An 18,565-nucleotide genomic window follows, 5' to 3' on the forward strand; every position below is an offset into this window, starting at 1 on the left:
GTTTTATCTTTTACGCGCGGGCCCCCGACCCGTCCCGCCGCGGGGGGCGCCGCCCCCGCACCCCCGCTCCTCAACCGCCGGAGGGGCTGGAAGTCGGCCCGTCCGGCGTTTGAGGACGAGGCCCGTTCAGGGCCGAAGGGGGGCTGGGGGCGCAGCCCTCAGGGACGGGAAGGGGCGGCGGGGGCGACATTCCTACGCCGTCGCCGCCCCTGGTGGCGCCAGTTGGCGGGCCAGCCAGGTGGGGACGCCGCCCAGGAGGCGGAAGAGGCGGCGGGCCTCCTCGCGGAGGCGGGAGGCCTCCGGTTCGGTCTCCGTCTCGGCCAGGGAGACCAGGGCCGGGGCCGTGCCGACGAGGTAACCCAACTCCTCGCGGATGCGCAGGGATTCGGCGAAGCCGTGCCGGGCATCCGCCAACTCGCCGTCACGCAGGGCGAGTCCGGCCAGGTGGCGCCAGGTGGCCGAGAGCAGCAGCGGGTCGGCGTGCGCGGTGGCGCCCGCGTGGGCGCGCCGGTACGCGGCCCGTGCCGCCTGCGGCGACCGGGTGAGGTTCTCGGCGATCAGCCCGCGCCGGAAGTCCAGCAGCGCCCGGCCCGCCGCGCCCGGCGCGATCAGCGCCGCCGCCCGGCCGAGCGCGGCCCGCGCCTCGTCGGCACGGTCGCGGACCTGGAACAGCGTGGCGGCGTAGGCCAAGCACCCGCGCTCACAAGCGGCGGCCCCCCGCTCGTCGTCGCTGTGCGCCAGCGCCTCGGCCGTACGCAGCGCGTCCTCGGCCTCCTCCCACCCCGCCTCGGTGTACAGGCACCGCTCCACCAGCAGCGACGCCCGCTGCAGCGCCGCGTCCGGGCCGACCGGTTCGAGCAGGGCGGCGGCGTCGGCCCAGCAGGCGCGGGAGCGCAACCGCCACACCGCCGTCTGGAGGGGATCGCCATCGGCGGTCGTTCCGTCACCGGACATGGCGGTATGCGCCACGTTGCCCTCCCCGAGCACGCCATCGAGCTGTTGAGTGGTGGCCGCATCTCAGCACGAACCACCGGGCCCGGCCAAGAGGGTGGGTGAAGGATTTCACAAAGTCCTGGATCGCGGGCCCGAATCGCGCGCCCGCGTCCGGACGGGTTCAGCTCATCCGCAGCGCGAGGAAGAAGTCCAGCTTGTCCTCCAGGCGGGACAGGTCCCGGCCCGTCAGCTGTTCGATGCGGCCGACACGGTAGCGCAGCGTGTTGACGTGCAGGTGGAGACGGGACGCGCAGCGGGTCCAGGAGCCGTCGCAGTCGAGGAACGCCTCCAGGGTGGGGATCAGCTCGGCGCGGTGCCGGCGGTCGTAGTCCCGCAGCGGGTCGAGCAGCCGGGCCGTGAAGGCGCGCCGTACGTCGTCGGGGACGAAGGGGAGCAGCAGGACGTGCGAGGCGAGCTCCTGGTGGCCGGCCGCGCAGACCCGGCCCTGGCGGGCCGCGGCCACGCGCCGGGCGTGCCGTGCCTCCTCCAGCGCCCCGTGCAGCCCCTCCGCGGAGTGCACGGCGGCGGAGACGCCGAGGGTGAGCCGGCCGTCGCCGTCGAGCCCGGCCGTGAGCGGATCGCGTACGGCCGCGAGGAGCGCGTCGGCGAGGACGCCGGTACCGGGGTCGTCGTGCTCGCCGGTCACCGCGGGCAGCGGTACGAGGGCGATCGCCTCGTCGCCGGTGTGGGCGACCGCGATGCGGTCGGAGTGCTCGGGTCCCGTCGACGCCGGGTCGACCAGGATCTCCTCCAGCAGCGTCTGGGCCACCGGCCCGCCGTCGACCTCCCCGCCGTCCCAGTCGACGCGGGCCACCACGACCTGCCAGTGCGGCGCGGTCCCGAGCCCGGGCAGCAGCACCGGCGCGGCCACCCGCAGCCGCGCCGCGATCTCGGCGGGCGCGGCGCCCGTCTGCACCAGCTCCAGCACCTCCTGCGCGAGCCGGCGCCGCACCGCGCGCGCCGCGTTCCTGCGGTCCCGCTCGACGGCGATCAGCTGGGTGACGCCGTGCAGCAGATCCAGCCGCTCCTCGGCCCAGTCCCCGGCGTCCGCCTCGACCGCCAGGACCCAGTCCGACAGCACCGTCTCGCGCACGTCGTGCGAGGCCGGCGCGGAACGCCCGCTGCCGCGCACCGGGAAGAGGCTGTACGTCGTCCGGCCCTGCGTGACCCGGTGCGGGCCGCGCCGGCCGGTGCGGGTGGCCGCCAGCTGCTCCGCGGCGAGCTGCGCGCACACGTCGGCGGGCAGTGACGGGCCCGCCGCCTTCGACCCGGCGATCAGCCGGCCGGTGGGCGAGAGCACCCACGCCCGCAGGTCCAGGTCCGAGCCCAGCAGGTCGAGCACGACCTCCGGGCCGCCGCCCGCCGGGCCGGAGGTCATCATCCGCCGGTGCCGGTCCACCACGGCCGCCAGGTCGCCGGCGCGCTCGCCCGACACCTGCCGCACCACGTGCTCGGTGATGGCCGCGAAGGCCACCGACTCGTGCACCGCGAACAGCGGCAGCCGGTGCCGCGCGCAGGCCACCACCAGGTCGTCCGGCACGTCGCCCAGCTCCGCCGTGCCGGCCGCGACGGCGGCCACCCCGGCCTGCGCCAGGATCCGTACGAACGGCTCGGAGTCCGCCGCGTCCCGACGCCAGGCCAGGCCCGTGAGCACCAGTTCCCCGCCGGAGAGGTAGCGGCTGGGGTCTCTCAGGTCGGTGGTCATCACCCCGCGCACACCGCGTTCCAGCTCGTCCGCGCCGCCGAGCAGCTTCAGGCCCAGCGCGTCGGTGTCCAGCAGTGCGCGCAGCCGCATTCTCGTCTCCGTCGTTTCTTGTCTCGATACCCGCGATGGACCATGGAGGGGACTTCCGGAAAGAGCCCGTCGGGTGGCTGATCAGCGGTGTCGACCGTGTGATGGACCGTGTCCCCTGTTCCCGGAGGAAGGTGGGGAGGTTGCAGAGGACCTCCGTTCATACGAATCTACAAGATGCCCTCGCTGGCCAGCCAACTCCTTCATGGTTTCCGTGACTGACCCCCGCGGAGAACACGGCGGTGTACTGGCCGCACTCCGAGTGAACCGCACAGGGACGAGCCGGGCCCGCCGCACACGGAGCGGCTCGATCTGTACGCCCCACGAGAGGAAGAAGAGAGCCGGTCATGGACTTCCTTCGCCCCGCCAGCTGGGAGGAGGCGCTCGCCGCGAAGGCCGAGCACCCCGCCGCTGTGCCGATCGCGGGTGGCACCGACGTGATGGTCGAGATCAACTTCGACCACCGCCGGCCCGAGTACCTCATGGACCTGAACCGCGTCGGCGACCTGTACGAGTGGGAGGTCGGCGAGGACAGCGTACGACTCGGCGCCTCCGTCCCGTACGCGCGGATCATGGAGCACCTGCGCGCCGAGCTGCCGGGCCTCGCCCTCGCCTCCCACACGGTCGCCTCCCCGCAGATCCGTAACCGCGGCGGCGTCGGCGGCAACCTCGGGACCGCCTCCCCGGCCGGCGACGCCCACCCGGCGCTGCTCGCCGCCGGCGCCGAGGTCGAGGCCGAGTCGGTGCGGGGATCACGGCGCATCCCGATCGACGCGTTCTACACCGGTGTGAAGCGCAACGCGCTGGCGCCCGACGAGCTGATCCGCGCCGTCCACATCAAGAAGGCCGAAGGACCGCAGCAGTACTCCAAGGTCGGTACCCGCAACGCCATGGTCATCGCCGTGTGCGCCTTCGGGATCGCCCTGCACCCCGGGACGCGGACGGTGCGGACGGGCATCGGTTCGGCCGCCCCGACGCCCGTCCGGGCCCGGACCGCCGAGGAGTTCCTGAACGCGGCGCTGGAGGAGGGCGGCTTCTGGGACAACGGGAAGGTCATCACCCCCTCCGTCGCGAAGCGGTTCGCCGGCCTGTGCGCCGCCGCCTGCAACCCGATCGACGACGTGCGGGGCACCGCGGGCTACCGCCGGCACGCGGTCGGTGTCATGGCCCGCCGCACCCTGACCTGGACCTGGGAGTCGTACCGCGGCGCCCACCGCACCACCGAGGGAGCCGCGTGATGCGACTCAACATCACCGTCAACGGACGCCCCCAGGAAGCCGACGACGTCTGGGAGGGCGAGTCCCTGCTGTACGTACTGCGCGAGCGGCTGGGCCTGCCGGGCTCCAAGAACGCCTGCGAGCAGGGCGAATGCGGATCGTGCACCGTGCGGCTCGACGGCGTGCCCGTGTGCTCCTGTCTCGTCGCCGCCGGTCAGGCCGAGGGCCGCGAGGTCGTCACCGTGGAGGGCCTGGCGGACTTCGCCCGGCGGCGTTCCCGCGGCACCGGCACCGGCGCATGCGGCACCTCGCCGGACGAGGCCAAGGGGTGGCGGGCCCAGGGCACCGACTCGCAGACCGGCGAGGGCACCGAGCTCTCCCCGATCCAGCAGGCGTTCATCGACGCCGGTGCCGTCCAGTGCGGTTTCTGCACCCCGGGCCTGCTGGTCGCCGCCGACGAGATGCTGGAGCGCAGTCCCGACCCGACCGACGCGGACATCCGCGAGGCCCTGTCGGGCAACCTGTGCCGCTGCACCGGCTACGAGAAGATCATGGACGCGGTCCGCCTGGCGGCCGCCCGCCGGTCCGAGGGGGTCTGAGCATGCCCACGAACGGTGTTTCCACCACGATCGCGCAGGGCTCGGGGACCAGGGGCGGCATCGGCGAGTCCACCCTCCGCCCGGACGGCACCCTCAAGGTCACCGGCGAGTTCGCGTACTCCTCCGACATGTGGCACGAGGACATGGTGTGGGGCCACATCCTGCGCTCCACCGTCGCGCACGCCGAGATCGTGTCGATCGACACGAGCGAGGCCCTGGCCACCCCGGGCGTCCACGCCGTGATGACGTACGACGACCTGCCCACCGACGTGAAGAACTACGGCCTGGAGATCCAGGACACCCCCGTCCTCGCGCACGGCAAGGTCCGCCACCACGGCGAACCGGTCGCGATCGTCGCCGCCGACCACCCGGAGACCGCCCGCCGCGCCGCCGCCAGGATCAAGGTCGGCTACCGCGAGCTCCCCGTCGTCACCGACGAGGCCTCCGCGCTCGCTCCGGACGCGGTCCTCGTCCATGACCACCGTGACGACCTCCCCCAGCCTCAGCTTCGTCCGACCGGAGGGACCCCCGTCAGCGGCCACGTCCCGCACCCCAACGTCGTCCACCGCCAGCCCATCGTGCGCGGCGACGTCGACGCGGCCCGGCGCCGCGCGGACGTGATCGTCGAGGGCGAGTACACCTTCGGTATGCAGGACCAGGCCTTCCTCGGCCCCGAGTCCGGCCTCGCGGTCCCCGAGGAGGACGGCGGCGTCCACCTCTACATCGCCACCCAGTGGCTCCACTCCGACCTGCGCCAGATCGCGCCCGTGCTCGGCCTGCCCGAGGACAAGGTACGGATGACGCTGGCCGGCGTCGGCGGCGCGTTCGGCGGCCGTGAGGACCTGTCGATGCAGATCCACGCCTGCCTGCTGGCCCTGCGCACCGGCAAACCCGTCAAGATCGTCTACAACCGCTTCGAGTCCTTCTTCGGCCACGTCCACCGCCACCCGGCCAAGCTGTCCTACGAGCACGGCGCCACGGCGGACGGCAGGCTGACCCACGTCAAGTGCCGCATCGTCCTCGACGGCGGCGCGTACGCCTCCGCCTCCCCGGCCGTGGTCGGCAACGCCGCCTCGCTCGGCATCGGACCGTACGTCGTCGACGACGTCGACATCGAGGCCCTCGCCCTCTACACCAACAACCCGCCCTGCGGCGCCATGCGCGGCTTCGGCGCGGTCCAGGCGTGCTTCGCCTACGAGGCGCAGATGGACAAACTGGCGGCGAGGCTCGGCATGGACCCGGTGGAACTGAGGCAGCTCAACGCCATGGAGCAGGGCGCGCTCATGCCCACCGGACAGCCCGTCGACTCCCCGGCACCGGTCGCCGAACTCCTGCGCCGCGTCAAGGCGATGCCCATGCCGCCGGAGCGCCAGTGGGAGTCCGGCGAGGGCGCGGACGTGCGCCGGCTGCCGGGTGGCCTGTCCAACACCACGCACGGCGAGGGCGTCGTCCGCGGCATCGGCTACGCCGTCGGCATCAAGAACGTCGGTTTCTCCGAGGGCTTCGACGACTACTCCACCGCCCGGGTCCGCATGGAGGTGGCCGGCGGCGAGCCGGTCGTCACCGTGCACACCGCGATGGCGGAGGTCGGCCAGGGCGGCGTCACCGTCCACGCGCAGATCGCCCGCACCGAGCTGGGCGTCGGTCAGGTCACCATCCACCCGGCGAACACTCAAGTGGGCTCGGCCGGTTCGACGTCCGCCTCCCGGCAGACGTATGTCACCGGCGGAGCGGTCAGACACGCCTGCGAGCTGGTCCGCGAGAAGGTGCTGGAGCTCGGCCGGCGCAGGTTCGGCTCGTACCATCCGGCCTGGGCGAGTGCCGGACTCCTGCTGGAGGACGGCAAGGTCGTCACCGACGGCGGCGAGGTGCTCGCCGACCTGGCGGACGTCCTCGGCGACGAGGCCGTCGAGGTCGAGGAGGAGTGGCGGCACCGGCCGACCGAGCCCTTCGACCCGCGCACCGGACAGGGCAACGGCCACGTCCAGTACTCCTTCGCCGCGCACCGGGCCGTGGTCGAGGTCGACACCGAACTCGGCCTGGTGAAGGTCGTCGAACTGGCCTGCGCGCAGGACGTCGGCAAGGCGCTCAACCCGCTGTCCGTCATCGGCCAGATCCAGGGCGGCACCACCCAGGGCCTGGGCGTGGCGCTCATGGAGGAGATCGTCGTCGACCCGAGGACCGCGAAGGTGCGCAACCCGTCCTTCACGGACTACCTCATCCCCACCATCCTCGACACCCCGGCCATCCCCGTCGACGTGCTCGAACTCGCCGACGACCACGCCCCCTACGGCCTGCGCGGCGTGGGCGAGGCCCCCACCCTCTCCTCGACCCCGGCGGTCCTCGCGGCCGTCCGCGACGCGACGGGCCTGGAACTGAACAGGACACCAGTACGCCCGGAACACCTCACGGGGACCGGGTGACAGGCCCGCCGCCGCGGGCAGTCGTGCCTCCACCGTCCGCGCAACCACAGCCGAGGAGACCCAGACATGCTGGACATCGCCGAGGAGCTGAACCGGTGGGTCGGGCAGGGCCGTGACTTCGCGGTCGCCACCGTGGTGGCGACCGGCGGCAGCGCGCCCCGCCCACCCGGCGCCGCGCTCGCGGTCGACGCCGGAGGGACGGCCGTCGGCTCGGTTTCCGGCGGTTGCGTGGAGGGCGCGGTGTACGCACTGTGCGAGCAGGCGCTGAGGGACGGCGCCACCGTCCTGGAACGCTTCGGCCACAGCGACGAGGACGCCTTAGCCGTGGGCCTGACCTGCGGCGGGATCATCGACGTCCTGGTCACGCCGGTACGGGCGGCGGACCCCGCACGCCCGGTGCTCGCCTCCGCGCTCGCCGCCGCCGCGCGGGGGGAGGCGGCGGCGGTGGCACGGATCGTGAAGGGCCCGGCGGAGCTGACGGGCCGCGCGCTGGCGGTCCGCCCGGACGGCTCGTACGAGGGCGGCTTCGGCGACCGTCCGGAGCTGGACCGCACGGTCGCCGCCGAGGCGGGTGCCTTCCTGGACGCCGGCCGCACCGGCACCCTGGAGATCGGAGAGCGGGGCTCGCGGTGCGGAGCACCGCTCACCCTGCTGGTCGAGTGCTCCGTCCCCCCGCCCCGGATGATCGTCTTCGGCGCGATCGACTTCGCGTCGGCACTGGTGCGGGTCGGCAAGTTCCTCGGCCACCACGTCACGGTGTGCGACGCGCGGCCCGTCTTCGCCACGCGCGCCCGCTTCCCCGAGGCCGACGAGATCGTCGTCGAGTGGCCGCACGCCTACCTGGAGCGCACGCCCGTCGACGCGCGCACGGTGCTGTGCGTCCTGACCCACGACGCGAAGTTCGACGTACCGCTGCTGAAGCTGGCGCTGCGGCTGCCGGTGGCGTACGTCGGCGCCATGGGATCCCGCCGCACCCACCTGGACCGCGACGCCCGGCTGCGCGAGGCCGGCGTGAGTGACCCGGAGCTGGCCCGCCTGCGGTCACCGATCGGCCTGGACCTGGGCGCCCGCACACCGGAGGAGACGGCGCTGTCCATCGCGGCGGAGATCGTCGCGAGCCGGCGCGGCGGCAGCGGCGTGCCCCTCGCCGGGGCCCGCACCCCGATCCACCACGGCGGCGCGTCCGGCCCGGTGGGCCCGGCCGGGTCGGCGGCCTGAGCGCCCCGGAGCCGTCACGCCTGCCGCAGCAGGCGGTTCACCGCCCGTCCGAACACCCGGCGGCCCGCCCGTGCCAGTACCGCGTCGCAGAAGGAGGGCAGGAAGCGGACCCGGATGTCCTCCCGCCAGATCACCCGCGCCCGGCCGCCGGGCCCCGGCCGCACCTCGATCTCCGCCCAGCCGGTGACGACACGGCCGCGTTTCTCCAGACGGCAGTACCCCGGGGAGCCGTCCTCCGGGGGCTGCCACACCGTCACGTCCATCGGGTCGTCGAAGGAGAGCGGGCCGAGGCCCGTGCGGGCGACGACCCTCGTGCCCTCGCCGGCGGGCGGGGGAGTGGTCACCGTCATCCGGGTCAGCGGGACCACCTCTCCGTGGCGGGGCCACGTCGTGAGTCGGCGCCAGGCCTCGTCGGGGGAGAGGGGCGCGGTGCGCTGGAGCTGGAAGGTGGCCACGGAGGAATCCTAGGAAACACGGTTCACGCGTCGGCACGTCCGGGTACGGGTCACCCGCCCGGCCCAGTCCCCGGTGGTACCGGTGCTAGCGGTACACCTTCCCCGGCTCCGCCTTCCCCGGGGCCAGCAGCTGAGGAACCGTCACGAACACGTAGCCCCGCTTCTTCAGCTCGGTGATGATGCCGGGGACGGCCGGGACCGTGCCGTCGTAGAGGTCGTGGAGCAGGATGATGCCGTCGCGTGAGGCCTTGGCGAGGACGCGGCGGGTGATGAGGCCGGAGTCGGTGGTCGTGTAGTCCTTCGCGGTCACGCTCCACAGCACCTCCGACAGGCCCAGCTCGCGGCTGATGCCGTGCACCGTGTCGTCGGTGCGGCCCTGCGGCGGGCGCATGAGGGTGGGACGGCGGCCGGTGAGGCGTTCTATCTCCTCGTCGGTGCGCTCGAGCTCCTCGCGTATCCCGTCCGGCTCCAGCTCCGTCAGGCGGCGGTGGGTCCAGGTGTGGTTGGCCACTTCGTGCCCCTCGTCGGCCATCCGCCGGACCAGCTCCGGGTACCGCTCGATGTGCCGCCTGCCCAGCAGGAAGAAGGTCGCCGGGACCTGTTCCTCCTTCAGGAGGTCCAGCAGCCGCGCGGAGTGCTCGCTCGGGCCCGCGTCGAAGGTGAGCGCGATGCACTTGGCCTTGCGGCAGTCGACGGTGCCGAAGCGGGCCTGGACGTCGGTGGCGCGGACGGCGCTGGGAGCGGTCGTCTCCAGCCGCGCGCAGCCGGTCAGCGCCAGCGTCAGAGCCGTGGCCGCGGCCGTGACCGCCGCCGCCCGGAACGAGGTCCCCGTTTTCTTCGTCTTCTTGGTCGGAGAAGGCATGGGCGGACTATACATACTGTCTATACATGGTATGTATAGTCCGTTTCGCGCGCCCTTGGCCGGGCGAATCCGCGGAGTGGGGGGCGTCGCGCACCGGGTGGTCACCCCTGGGGTGGCACGGAAAAGCACCCAAGGCGTGCACATGGGGCAAGCTGTGTTCAAGTGTTTGATACGACCGCGAATGCGGCACCCGCGTCCCGGTAGTAGCCCCACGCCTCAGAGGGACGGAGCACAGCCCCGATGCGCATCCTCGGTACCAGGGCCCGGAAGAGGGCGTTCGGATGACGTCGTACGCCGTCGTGATCCCCACCCTGCTGCGGGACACCCTCGCCGACTGCCTCGCCGCGCTGGCCGCGGCGCGCGGGCCGCGCCCCGACGAGATCGTCCTCGTCGACGACCGGCCCGACCCCGATCCCGCGCCCGACGCGTCGGCCCACGCGCTGACCGTCCTCGGTGACCTGCGCGAACGCACCACCACCGTCGCCACCGGCGGCGGCCGGGGGCCCGCCGCCGCGCGCAACCTCGGGCTGCGCACCGTCACCGCGCCCTGGGTCGCCTTCCTCGACGACGACGTCCAGGTGGGGCCGCACTGGTGCGCGCAGCTCGTCCGGGACCTGGAGGAGGCGTCCCCCGACACCGCCGGTGTCCAGGGCGACATCACCGTGCCGCTGCCCGACGGGCGCCGGCCCACCGACCGGGAACGCGGCACCGCCGGACTCGCCCGGGCGCGCTGGATCACCGCCGACATGGCCTACCGCACCGAGGCCCTCCGGCAGGTCGGCGGTTTCGACGAACGCTTCCCCCGCGCCTTCCGCGAGGACGCGGACCTCGCACTGCGCCTCCTCGACGCCGGCTGGCGCATCCGCAGGGGCCACCGCACCACGCTGCACCCGGTGCGCTCCGCCTCCCGCTGGGCGTCGGTGAGGCAGCAGCGCGGCAACGCCGACGACGCCCTGATGCGGCGCCTGCACGGCCCCGACTGGTGGGACAAGGCGGTCGCGCCGCGCGGCCGGATCCGCCGGCACGCCGCCGTCACCGCCGCCGGTGCCGCCGCCTGCGCCCTCGCCGCCGCCGGGCACCGCCGGGCGGCCACCGCCTGCGCGCTCGGCTGGGCCGCCGGGACCGCCGAGTTCGCCCGCGCCCGCATCGTGCCCGGGCCGCGCACCCGCGACGAGGTGACGACCATGCTGGCCACCAGCGTCGTCATCCCGCCCGCCGCGACCTGGCACCGGCTGGCCGGGGCCTGGCGCCACCGCAACGCCCCGGCCTGGCAGGAGGTGGCCCGATGAGCCCGGTGCGGGCGGTGCTGTTCGACCGCGACGGCACACTGGTCCACGACGTCCCCTACAACGCCGACCCCGACCTGGTACGGCCCGTCGACGGCGCCCGCGAGGCGCTCCACGCGCTCCGTGCCCGCGGCATCCGTACCGGCGTCGTCACCAACCAGTCCGGCATCGCGCGCGGACTGCTCACCGAGGCCGACGCCCGCCGCGTCAACCGGCGCGTCGACGAACTCCTCGGCCCCTTCGACGTCTGGGCCATGTGTCCGCACGGCCCCGACGACGGCTGCCACTGCCGCAAACCCCGGCCGGGCATGATCCTCCGGGCCGCCGGCCGCATCCGCACGGACCCGGCCGACTGCGCCGTCATCGGCGACATCGGCGCCGACGTGGAGGCCGCCCGCAGAGCCGGTGCCCTCGCCATCCTCGTCCCCACGCCGCAGACCCGCCCCGAGGAGACCTCCACCGCACCCCATGTGGCCCCGGACCTCCCGACAGCGGTACGGCTGCTCCTGACCACCCCGTCGTGGGCCGGCACCGCGTCCGCCGCCGGGCCGGCCGCGGAAGGCCCCCCGGCCGGCCCCGTCCCCGGCGCGGAGCGCCCTCCGCGGGGGAGGACCGTGTGAAAGCTCTCGTCACCCGGCTCGACAGCTTCGGCGACGTGCTGCTCGCCGGCCCCGCCGTGCGGGCCGTCGCCGCCCGGGCCGACCACGTCACGCTGCTGTGCGGGCCGCACGGGGCGCCCGCCGCGCGGCTGCTGCCCGGGGTGGACGAGGTGCTCGTCTGGGACTCGCCGTGGACCGGGTTCCAGCCGCCCGAGGCCACCCGGGAGACGATCGACGCCGTCGTCGGCTCCGTGGACGCCGACACCGCGCTGATCCTCACCTCCTTCCACCAGTCCCCGCTGCCCACCGCCCTGCTGCTGCGCCTGGCCGGTGTCCGCCGCATCGCCGCCGACAGCGAGGACTACCCGGGCTCCCTCCTCGACGTACGCCACCACCGCGCCCCCCACGCCCACGAGGCCGAGGCCGCACTGGACCTCGCCGAGGCCGCCGGTTTCCCCCGGGTCGACGACGGGAGGCTGCGGGTGCTCCCGCCGCCCGCGACCGGCGCGCTGACCGGCTTCGGGGAAGGGGAGTACGTCGTCGTCCACCCGGGCGCCAGCGTGCCCGCCCGCGCCTGGAGCCCCGACCGCTGCGCGCAGGCGGTGCGCGAACTCGCCACCGCCGGACGCCGGGTGGCCGTCACCGGCGGCACGGGGGAGCGGGACCTGACCGCGTACGTCGCCGGCGACCGGGCCGTCGACCTCGGCGGCCGCACCGGGGCCGCCGAACTCGCCGGAGTGCTCGCCGGGGCCGCCTGCGTGGTCACCGGCAACACCGGTCCCGCCCATCTCGCCGCCGCCGTCGACACCCCGGTGGTGTCCCTGTTCGCGCCGGTCGTCCCCGCCGGGCGCTGGCGGCCGTACGGGGTGCCGTACGTGCTGCTCGGCGACCAGGACGCACCCTGCGCCGGCACGCGCGCCCGGCGCTGCCCCGTACCCGGGCATCCCTGCCTGGACACCGTGACCGCGCTCGACGTGGTCGCGGCGGTCGACAAGCTCGTGGAGGCGACATGAGGATCCTGCTGTGGCATGTGCACGGGTCGTGGACCACGGCCTTCGTGCAGGGCCCGCACACCTACGTCGTCCCCGTCACCCCGGACCGCGGACCCGACGGGCTCGGCCGCGCCCGTACCTTCGACTGGCCCGACTCGGTCGTCGAGGTGCCCCCGGAGCGCCTGAGCGAGCAGGACATCGACGTCGTCGTCCTGCAGCGGCCGCACGAACTCGCCCTCGTCGACCGGTGGCTGGGCCGCCGCCCGCCGCTGATCCACCTCGAACACAACGCCCCGCACGGCGATGTGCCCGACACCCGCCACCCGGCGGCGGACATCCCCGGCGTCACCCTGGTCCACGTCACCCACTTCAACCGCCTGATGTGGGACGCCGGGAGTACCGAGACCACCGTCATCGAGCACGGCATCGTCGATCCCGGACCGCTGTGGACCGGTGAGCTGCCGCACGCCGCCGTCGTCGTCAACGAGCCGGTGCGGCGCGGCCGTACCACCGGCACCGACCTGCTGCCGGCCTTCGCCGACGCAGCGCCCCTCGACGTGTTCGGCATGAGGACCGACGGCCTCGCCGGCCACCTCGGTCTGCCCCCCGGGCGCTGCCGCTCGCACGAACTGACGCAGGCGGACCTGCACGCGGCGCTGGCCCGCCGCCGGGTCTACGTCCACCCCGTGCGCTGGACCTCCCTCGGCCTGTCCCTGCTGGAGGCGATGCACCTGGGCATGCCCGTGGTCGCGCTCGCCACCACCGAGGTCACCGAGGCGGTACCGCCCGGTGCCGGGGTGGTCTCCAACCGGATCGACGTACTGACCGAAGCCGTACGGGACTTCGTCGCCGACCCGCCGCACGCCCGCCGCACCGGTGAGCGCGCACGGGCGGCGGCGCTCGCCCGCCACGGGCTGTCCCGCTTCCTGGACGACTGGGAGCGGCTGCTGAAGGAGGTGACCCGATGAGGATCGCCATGGTGTCCGAGCACGCCAGCCCGCTCGCCGCGCCCGGCGGCGTCGACGCGGGCGGCCAGAACGTGTACGTGGCAAGGCTCGGCGAGGAACTGGCCCGGCGCGGCCACCACGTCACGGTGTACACCCGCCGTGACGCGGCCGGCCCGCCCGACCGGGTGCCGCTGCCCGGCGGCGCGGTCGTCGAGCACGTGCCCGCCGGACCGGCCGAGTCCCTGCCCAAGGACGAACTGCTGCCCCACATGCCCGCGTTCGGCGCGTACCTCGCCCGGGCCTGGCGCCGGGACCGGCCGGACGTCGTGCACGCCCACTTCTGGATGTCCGGCCTGGCCGCCCAGCTCGGCGCGCGTCCGTACGGCATCCCGGTCGTGCAGACGTTCCACGCCCTGGGCACCGTCAAGCGCCGCCACCAGGGCCGGCGGGACACCAGCCCGCCCGAACGCCTCGGCGCCGAACGGCACATCGGCCGCACCTGCGCACACGTCCTGGCGACCTGCACCGACGAGGTGCGCGAACTCGCCCGCATGGGGGTGCCCGGGCAGCACGTTTCGGTGGTGCCGTGCGGCGTGGACGCCGGCCACTTCCGTCCCGGCGCCGACGGCACGGCCGTACCGCCGCGCCGCGCACGCCACCGGCTGTTCGCCTGCGGCCGGCTGGTCCGCCGCAAGGGCTACGACCAGGCCGTCCGCGCGCTGACGAGGCTCCCGGACACCGAACTCGTCATCGCCGGCGGTCCCGCGGCCGGACGGCTCTCCCGCGAGCCGGAGGCCCGGCGGCTGTGGCACCTCGCGCACCGCGCCGGCGTCGCCGACCGGGTGCGGCTGCTCGGCGCGGTCGACCCGGCCGGCACGCCCGCCCTCATCGGCAGTGCCGACCTGGTGCTGTGCACCCCCGTCTACGAGCCGTTCGGCATCGTGCCGCTGGAGGCGATGGCGTGCGGTGTCCCCGTCGTCGCCACCGACGTCGGCGGCCACCGCGACAGCGTCGCCGACGGCACCACCGGCCGGCTGGTCCCGGCGCAGGACCCCGACGCGGTCGCCGCCGCCGTGCGGGAACTCCTCGCCGACGACGCGCTCCGCCGCCGCCACGGCACCGCCGGACGCGCACGCGTGCTCGCCCACTACACCTGGGACCGCGTCGCCGGCGGTGTCGAGGACGTCCACCGGCAGGTGCTGACCGCACACACGACACCGGAGGAGGTGGCCTGATGACCGCGCACCCGCCCGTGACCGGACACGGCGGCCGGCTCCGCGACGGCCCGCGGGCGTCGCACGCCGCACTCCCGGCGCCCGGCCGCGACAACGGCACGCCCGGCCCCGACGCCGGACCGCGGGCCGGTGCCGGGCGACGGGCCCGGCATGGTGCGGGGCGACGGGCCCGGCATGGTGCGGGGCGTGCCGGGCGGTGCGGCCCCCGTGCCGTCCGTGCGACGCGGCGCCACCGCCCGGCCGCCGGGGCACGGTCCGGTCCCGGCCGGGCCGGGTGAAGGACGGGTGTCCACGGCCGCGGAGCACGGGCCGGCGCCGGGGCGCGGATCCGGGCCGGCCCCGGGAGGTGCCGACGCGGCGCCGGCCCCGTCCGCACGACGGGACGCCGCCGGCCCACGGCCACGGCTCCTGGTCCTGCGCGCCCTCGGGCTCGGTGATCTGCTCGCCGGGGTACCCGCGCTGCGGGCGCTGCGGCGGGGGTTTCCCGGGCACGAACTCGTGCTGGCGGCGCCCGCCGGGCTCGCGCCGGTCGCCGCGGCCACGGGAGCGGTCGACCGGGTGCTGCCCGCCTCCGCGCCCGGGCGGGCCGTACCCCGCGCCCTCGACTGGACCGGCCCGCCCCCGGACGTCGCCGTGGACCTGCACGGCAACGGGCCGCCCAGCCACCGCCTGCTGCGGGACCTGCGCCCCCTGCGGCTGCTCGCGTTCGCGCATCCCGGGACACCGGAGATCGAGGGCCCGCCCTGGTGCGCGGACGAACACGAACGGGACCGCTGGTGCCGGCTGCTCCGCTCGTACGGCATCGACGCCGACCCCACCGACCTGCTGCTGCCCCGCCCGCACGCCGCGTCCCCCGCCCCCGGCGCCGTCGTCCTGCACCCCGGCGCGGGAGCACCCGCGCGCCGCTGGCCCGTGGAGCGGTACGCGACCCTCGCAGGGGTCCTGCGCGAGCGCGGGCTGCGGGTGGTGGTCACCGGGGGAGCGGACGAGGACGACCTGGTGGCGCGGCTCGCCGAGGAGGCCCGGCTGCCCGACACCGACGTCCTCGCCGGCGGCCTGCCCTTCGACCGGCTCTCCGCGCTCGTCGCCGGCGCCCGCGCCGTCGTCAGCGGCGACACCGGCATCGCCCACCTGGCGGTCGCCCACGCCACCGCGACGGTCACCCTCTTCGGCCCGGTCCCGCCCACCCAGTGGGGCCCACCCGCACACCCCCGCCACATCCCCCTGTGGCACGGCCCGAAGGGCGACCCCCACGGCCACCACCCCGACCCGGCCCTCCTGCGCATCACCCCCGACGAGGTCCTGCACGCCCTCGGCCGACTCCCGACACGGGGGACCACGCCATGACCGGTCACCCGCGCCTCGGCGTCGTCATCGCCACCCGCGACCGCCGCGAGCGGCTCGCCGTCACCCTCCGGCAGCTGCGCCGGCTGCCCGAGCGGCCCGAGATCCTCGTCGTCGACAACGCCTCCACCGACGGCACCCGCGCCATGATCGCCCGGGACTTCCACGGGGTGCGGGTGCTGGCGCTGCCCGTCAACCACGGCGCTCTCGCCCGCAACCACGGGGCCCGCGCCCTCGACACCCCGTACGTGGCGTTCAGCGACGACGACTCCTGGTGGGCGCCGGGGGCCCTCGGCCGGGCGGCCGGACTGTTCGACGCCCATCCCCGGCTCGGCCTGATCGCCGCCCGCACCCTCGTCGGCCCGGGCGCGGATCCCGACCCGCTCAACGACGTCCTCGCCGGCTCCCCCCTCGGCCCGGCCACCGATCTCCCCGGCACCCAGGTGCTCGGCTTCCTCGCCTGCGGTGCCGTCGTCCGCCGGCACGCCCACCTCGACGCGGGCGGCTTCCACCGGCTGCTGTTCTTCGGCGGCGAGGAGACCCTGCTCGCCTACGACCTGGCCGCGCGCGGCTGGGGCGTCACCCACTGCCCCGACGTCGTCGCCCACCACCACCCGGCCCCCGCGGCCCGCCCCGGCCGCCCGGCGCTCCAGCGCCGCAACGCGGTCCTGACCGCCTGGCTGCGCCGCCCCGTCCCGTACGCCCTCGCCCGCACCGGAGCCCTCGCGGCCGAGGCACGCGGCGACGGCCAGGCCCGGCGCGCCCTGCGGGAGGCCCTCGCCCGTCTGCCGGCGGCCCTGCGCGAGCGCAGGCCGCTGCCCCCGCACGTGGAGCGGGCCGCCCGCCTGCTGGAGCCGGAAAGGACGTCCGCGTGACCGACCCCCGCACGACCGTCGTCGTCATCACCCACAACCGGCGCCCCGAACTGCTGCGCACCCTCGGCGAACTCGCCGGACTCCCCGAGGAACCCCCGGTGATCGTCACCGACAACGGCTCCACCGACGGCACCGCGGAGGCCGTCGCCCGCCACCACCCGGACGTCCGCCTGCTGTGCCCCGGCCGCAACCTCGGCGCCGTCGGCCGCAATCTCGCCGTACGGGACGTCCGTACGCCCTACGTCGCCTTCTGCGACGACGACTCCTGGTGGTCGCCCGGCTCCCTCGCCGGCGCCGCCGACCTGCTCGACCGGCACTCCGCGCTCGGCTCGGTCACGGCGCGGATCATCGTCGAACCGGACGGCACCGACGACCCGGTCGTCCGCGAACTGCGCGAATCGCCCGTCCCCGGCCCGCCCTGGCTGCCCGGCCCCGCCCTCGGCTCCTTCCTCGCCGCCGCGACCGTCCTGCGCACCGGCGCCTTCCGCACCGCCGGCGGCCATCGAGGACAGAACCTGTCCTCGATGGCCGCTAGCGTGTGGGTATGACGACGACGAAGCAGGTGCTCGGTACGCGGGCGCTGAACCGGGCCACCCTCGAGCGGCAACTGCTGCTGCGCCGCTCGCCGATGTCCGCCGAGGACGCGGTCGGGCACCTCATCGGCCTCCAGGCGCAGAACGTCAAGCCGCCCTACTACGCGCTCGCCGCCCGCCTCGACGGCTTCACGCCCGAGGCGCTGTCCCGGCCGATGGCCGGCCGCGCGGTCGCCCGCCTCGTCACCCTGCGCTCGACCATCCACACCCACACCGCCCGCGACTGCCTCACCCTGCGGCCCCTGGTGCAGCCCGCCCGCGACCGCGAGCTGACCCAGTTCCGCAAAGGGCTCGCGGGCGTCGACCTGGACCGGCTCGCCGCCCTGGCCCGTGAACTCGTCGAGGCGGAACCGCGCACGATGAAGCAGTTGCGCGAGGCCCTGCTGAAGCAGTGGCCCGACGCCGACCCCGGGGCCCTCTCCGTCGCCGCCCGCTGCAAGCTGCCCCTCGTGCAGGTCACCCCGCGCGGACTGTGGGGCCGCAGCGGCCAGGTCACGCTCACCACCGCCGAGCACTGGCTGGGCGGCCCCGCCGAGCCGGCGCCGACGCCGGACGCCACCGTGCTGCGCTACCTCGCCGCCTTCGGACCGGCCTCCGTGAAGGACATGCAGACCTGGGCCGGCCTCACCCGGCTGCGCGAGACCTTCGAACGTCTCCGCCCGGACCTCGTCACCTTCCGCGACGAGGGCGGCGTCGAGCTCTTCGACCTCCCCGACGCGCCCCGACCGGACCCGGACACCCCGGCCCCGCCGCGCTTCCTCCCCGAGTTCGACAACCTGCTCCTCTCCCACGCCGACCGCACCCGCGTCGTACCGCCCGAGTACCGGGGCCGCCACTGGCAGGGCAACATCGCCCACCGCACCCTTCTCGTCGACGGGTTCCTGGCGGGGCTGTGGCGGTTGGACGAGGACGCCCTCGTCATCGAGCCGTTCGGCCCGCTCGGCGGGCGACAGCGGGCAGAGGTCGTCGCGGAGGGGGAGCGGATGCTCCGCGTGATGCGTCCGGGGACGGCGCACGACATCCGCTTCGGGACCGTACGGGGGTGAACGCGGGCATGGAGAGGGGGGGGTGGGGGCGGGGCCGGGGGTGCCCCCACGCCCCCCGGGGTTGGGCGGCGGCGGGGGGGGGGGGATAT

Annotated in this window: 16 protein-coding genes and 1 pseudogene; 13 read left to right on the forward strand and 4 right to left on the reverse strand. The window is 75.3% G+C overall.

Annotated features, from left to right (window positions below; genetic code table 11):
• Positions 1-192: 192 nt before the first annotated feature.
• Complete coding sequence (locus ACFXAE_RS34670) at positions 193-969, reverse strand: hypothetical protein (RefSeq protein ID WP_384723174.1); 777 nt, start codon at positions 967-969, stop codon at positions 193-195.
• A 145-nt stretch (positions 970-1,114) separates the two neighbouring features.
• Complete coding sequence (locus ACFXAE_RS34675) at positions 1,115-2,788, reverse strand: PucR family transcriptional regulator (RefSeq protein WP_384723177.1); 1,674 nt, start codon at positions 2,786-2,788, stop codon at positions 1,115-1,117.
• Positions 2,789-3,132: 344 nt separating this feature from the next.
• On the opposite strand from ACFXAE_RS34675, the gene ACFXAE_RS34680 reads away from it, so the two are divergent.
• The 4 genes from ACFXAE_RS34680 to ACFXAE_RS34695 all read left to right on the forward strand — a co-directional run bounded on the left by ACFXAE_RS34680 (position 3,133) and on the right by ACFXAE_RS34695 (position 8,242).
• Positions 3,133-4,023 carry an FAD binding domain-containing protein gene (locus tag ACFXAE_RS34680; protein ID WP_384723180.1) on the forward strand — a complete coding sequence of 297 codons (891 nt, stop codon included), beginning with the start codon at positions 3,133-3,135 and terminating at the stop codon, positions 4,021-4,023.
• The gene (locus tag ACFXAE_RS34685) at positions 4,023-4,601 is read left to right on the forward strand and encodes a (2Fe-2S)-binding protein (RefSeq protein ID WP_384723183.1); all 579 of its coding nucleotides are present in this window, start codon (positions 4,023-4,025) and stop codon (positions 4,599-4,601) included. The genes ACFXAE_RS34680 and ACFXAE_RS34685 overlap by 1 nt, the downstream gene beginning before the upstream one ends.
• A 2-nt stretch (positions 4,602-4,603) precedes the next feature.
• The gene (locus ACFXAE_RS34690; RefSeq protein WP_384723186.1) at positions 4,604-7,024 is read left to right on the forward strand and encodes a xanthine dehydrogenase family protein molybdopterin-binding subunit; all 2,421 of its coding nucleotides are present in this window, start codon (positions 4,604-4,606) and stop codon (positions 7,022-7,024) included.
• Between the two features lie 66 nt (positions 7,025-7,090).
• Positions 7,091-8,242, forward strand: coding sequence for an XdhC family protein (locus tag ACFXAE_RS34695; protein WP_384723189.1), 1,152 nt, complete (start codon positions 7,091-7,093; stop codon positions 8,240-8,242).
• 14 nt (positions 8,243-8,256) lie between these two features.
• Here the strand turns inward: ACFXAE_RS34695 and ACFXAE_RS34700 are convergent, their stop codons facing one another.
• A complete protein-coding gene (locus ACFXAE_RS34700) occupies positions 8,257-8,697 on the reverse strand; it encodes an SRPBCC family protein (protein ID WP_384723192.1) in 441 nt (146 codons plus the stop codon).
• 85 nt (positions 8,698-8,782) lie between these two features.
• Complete coding sequence (locus ACFXAE_RS34705; protein ID WP_384723195.1) at positions 8,783-9,559, reverse strand: polysaccharide deacetylase family protein; 777 nt, start codon at positions 9,557-9,559, stop codon at positions 8,783-8,785.
• 281 nt (positions 9,560-9,840) lie between these two features.
• Here ACFXAE_RS34705 and ACFXAE_RS34710 point away from each other — a divergent pair, with 281 nt between their 5' ends.
• The 9 genes and pseudogenes from ACFXAE_RS34710 to ACFXAE_RS34750 all read left to right on the forward strand — a co-directional run bounded on the left by ACFXAE_RS34710 (position 9,841) and on the right by ACFXAE_RS34750 (position 18,476).
• On the forward strand, positions 9,841-10,848 hold the full coding sequence (locus tag ACFXAE_RS34710; protein WP_384723198.1) for a glycosyltransferase family 2 protein: 1,008 nt from the start codon (positions 9,841-9,843) through the stop codon (positions 10,846-10,848).
• The gene (locus ACFXAE_RS34715) at positions 10,845-11,465 is read left to right on the forward strand and encodes a D-glycero-alpha-D-manno-heptose-1,7-bisphosphate 7-phosphatase (RefSeq protein WP_384723201.1); all 621 of its coding nucleotides are present in this window, start codon (positions 10,845-10,847) and stop codon (positions 11,463-11,465) included. The genes ACFXAE_RS34710 and ACFXAE_RS34715 overlap by 4 nt, the downstream gene beginning before the upstream one ends.
• Positions 11,462-12,457, forward strand: coding sequence for a glycosyltransferase family 9 protein (locus tag ACFXAE_RS34720; RefSeq protein WP_384723204.1), 996 nt, complete (start codon positions 11,462-11,464; stop codon positions 12,455-12,457). The genes ACFXAE_RS34715 and ACFXAE_RS34720 overlap by 4 nt, the downstream gene beginning before the upstream one ends.
• A complete protein-coding gene (locus tag ACFXAE_RS34725; RefSeq protein ID WP_384723207.1) occupies positions 12,454-13,404 on the forward strand; it encodes a glycosyltransferase in 951 nt (316 codons plus the stop codon). The genes ACFXAE_RS34720 and ACFXAE_RS34725 overlap by 4 nt, the downstream gene beginning before the upstream one ends.
• On the forward strand, positions 13,401-14,618 hold the full coding sequence (locus ACFXAE_RS34730) for a glycosyltransferase (RefSeq protein ID WP_384723210.1): 1,218 nt from the start codon (positions 13,401-13,403) through the stop codon (positions 14,616-14,618). The genes ACFXAE_RS34725 and ACFXAE_RS34730 overlap by 4 nt, the downstream gene beginning before the upstream one ends.
• A gap of 285 nt (positions 14,619-14,903) precedes the next feature.
• Entirely contained in the window at positions 14,904-15,965 is a 1,062-nt protein-coding gene (locus tag ACFXAE_RS34735; protein WP_384723213.1) for a glycosyltransferase family 9 protein, read from the forward strand.
• Positions 15,962-16,837 (forward strand): glycosyltransferase family 2 protein, encoded by an 876-nt coding sequence (locus ACFXAE_RS34740; protein ID WP_384723216.1) that lies wholly within the window; start codon positions 15,962-15,964, stop codon positions 16,835-16,837. Before ACFXAE_RS34735 ends, ACFXAE_RS34740 begins: the two co-directional genes overlap by 4 nt.
• Positions 16,834-17,337, forward strand: a pseudogene (locus tag ACFXAE_RS34745) (glycosyltransferase family 2 protein); the annotation flags it as partial. The gene ACFXAE_RS34740 and the pseudogene ACFXAE_RS34745, both read left to right, overlap by 4 nt.
• A 44-nt stretch (positions 17,338-17,381) precedes the next feature.
• On the forward strand, positions 17,382-18,476 hold the full coding sequence (locus ACFXAE_RS34750) for a winged helix DNA-binding domain-containing protein (RefSeq protein WP_384723219.1): 1,095 nt from the start codon (positions 17,382-17,384) through the stop codon (positions 18,474-18,476).
• Positions 18,477-18,565 lie beyond the last annotated feature (89 nt).

The organism is Streptomyces sp. NPDC059454 (genome assembly GCF_042749965.1).
Classification (GTDB): Bacteria; Actinomycetota; Actinomycetes; order Streptomycetales; family Streptomycetaceae; genus Streptomyces.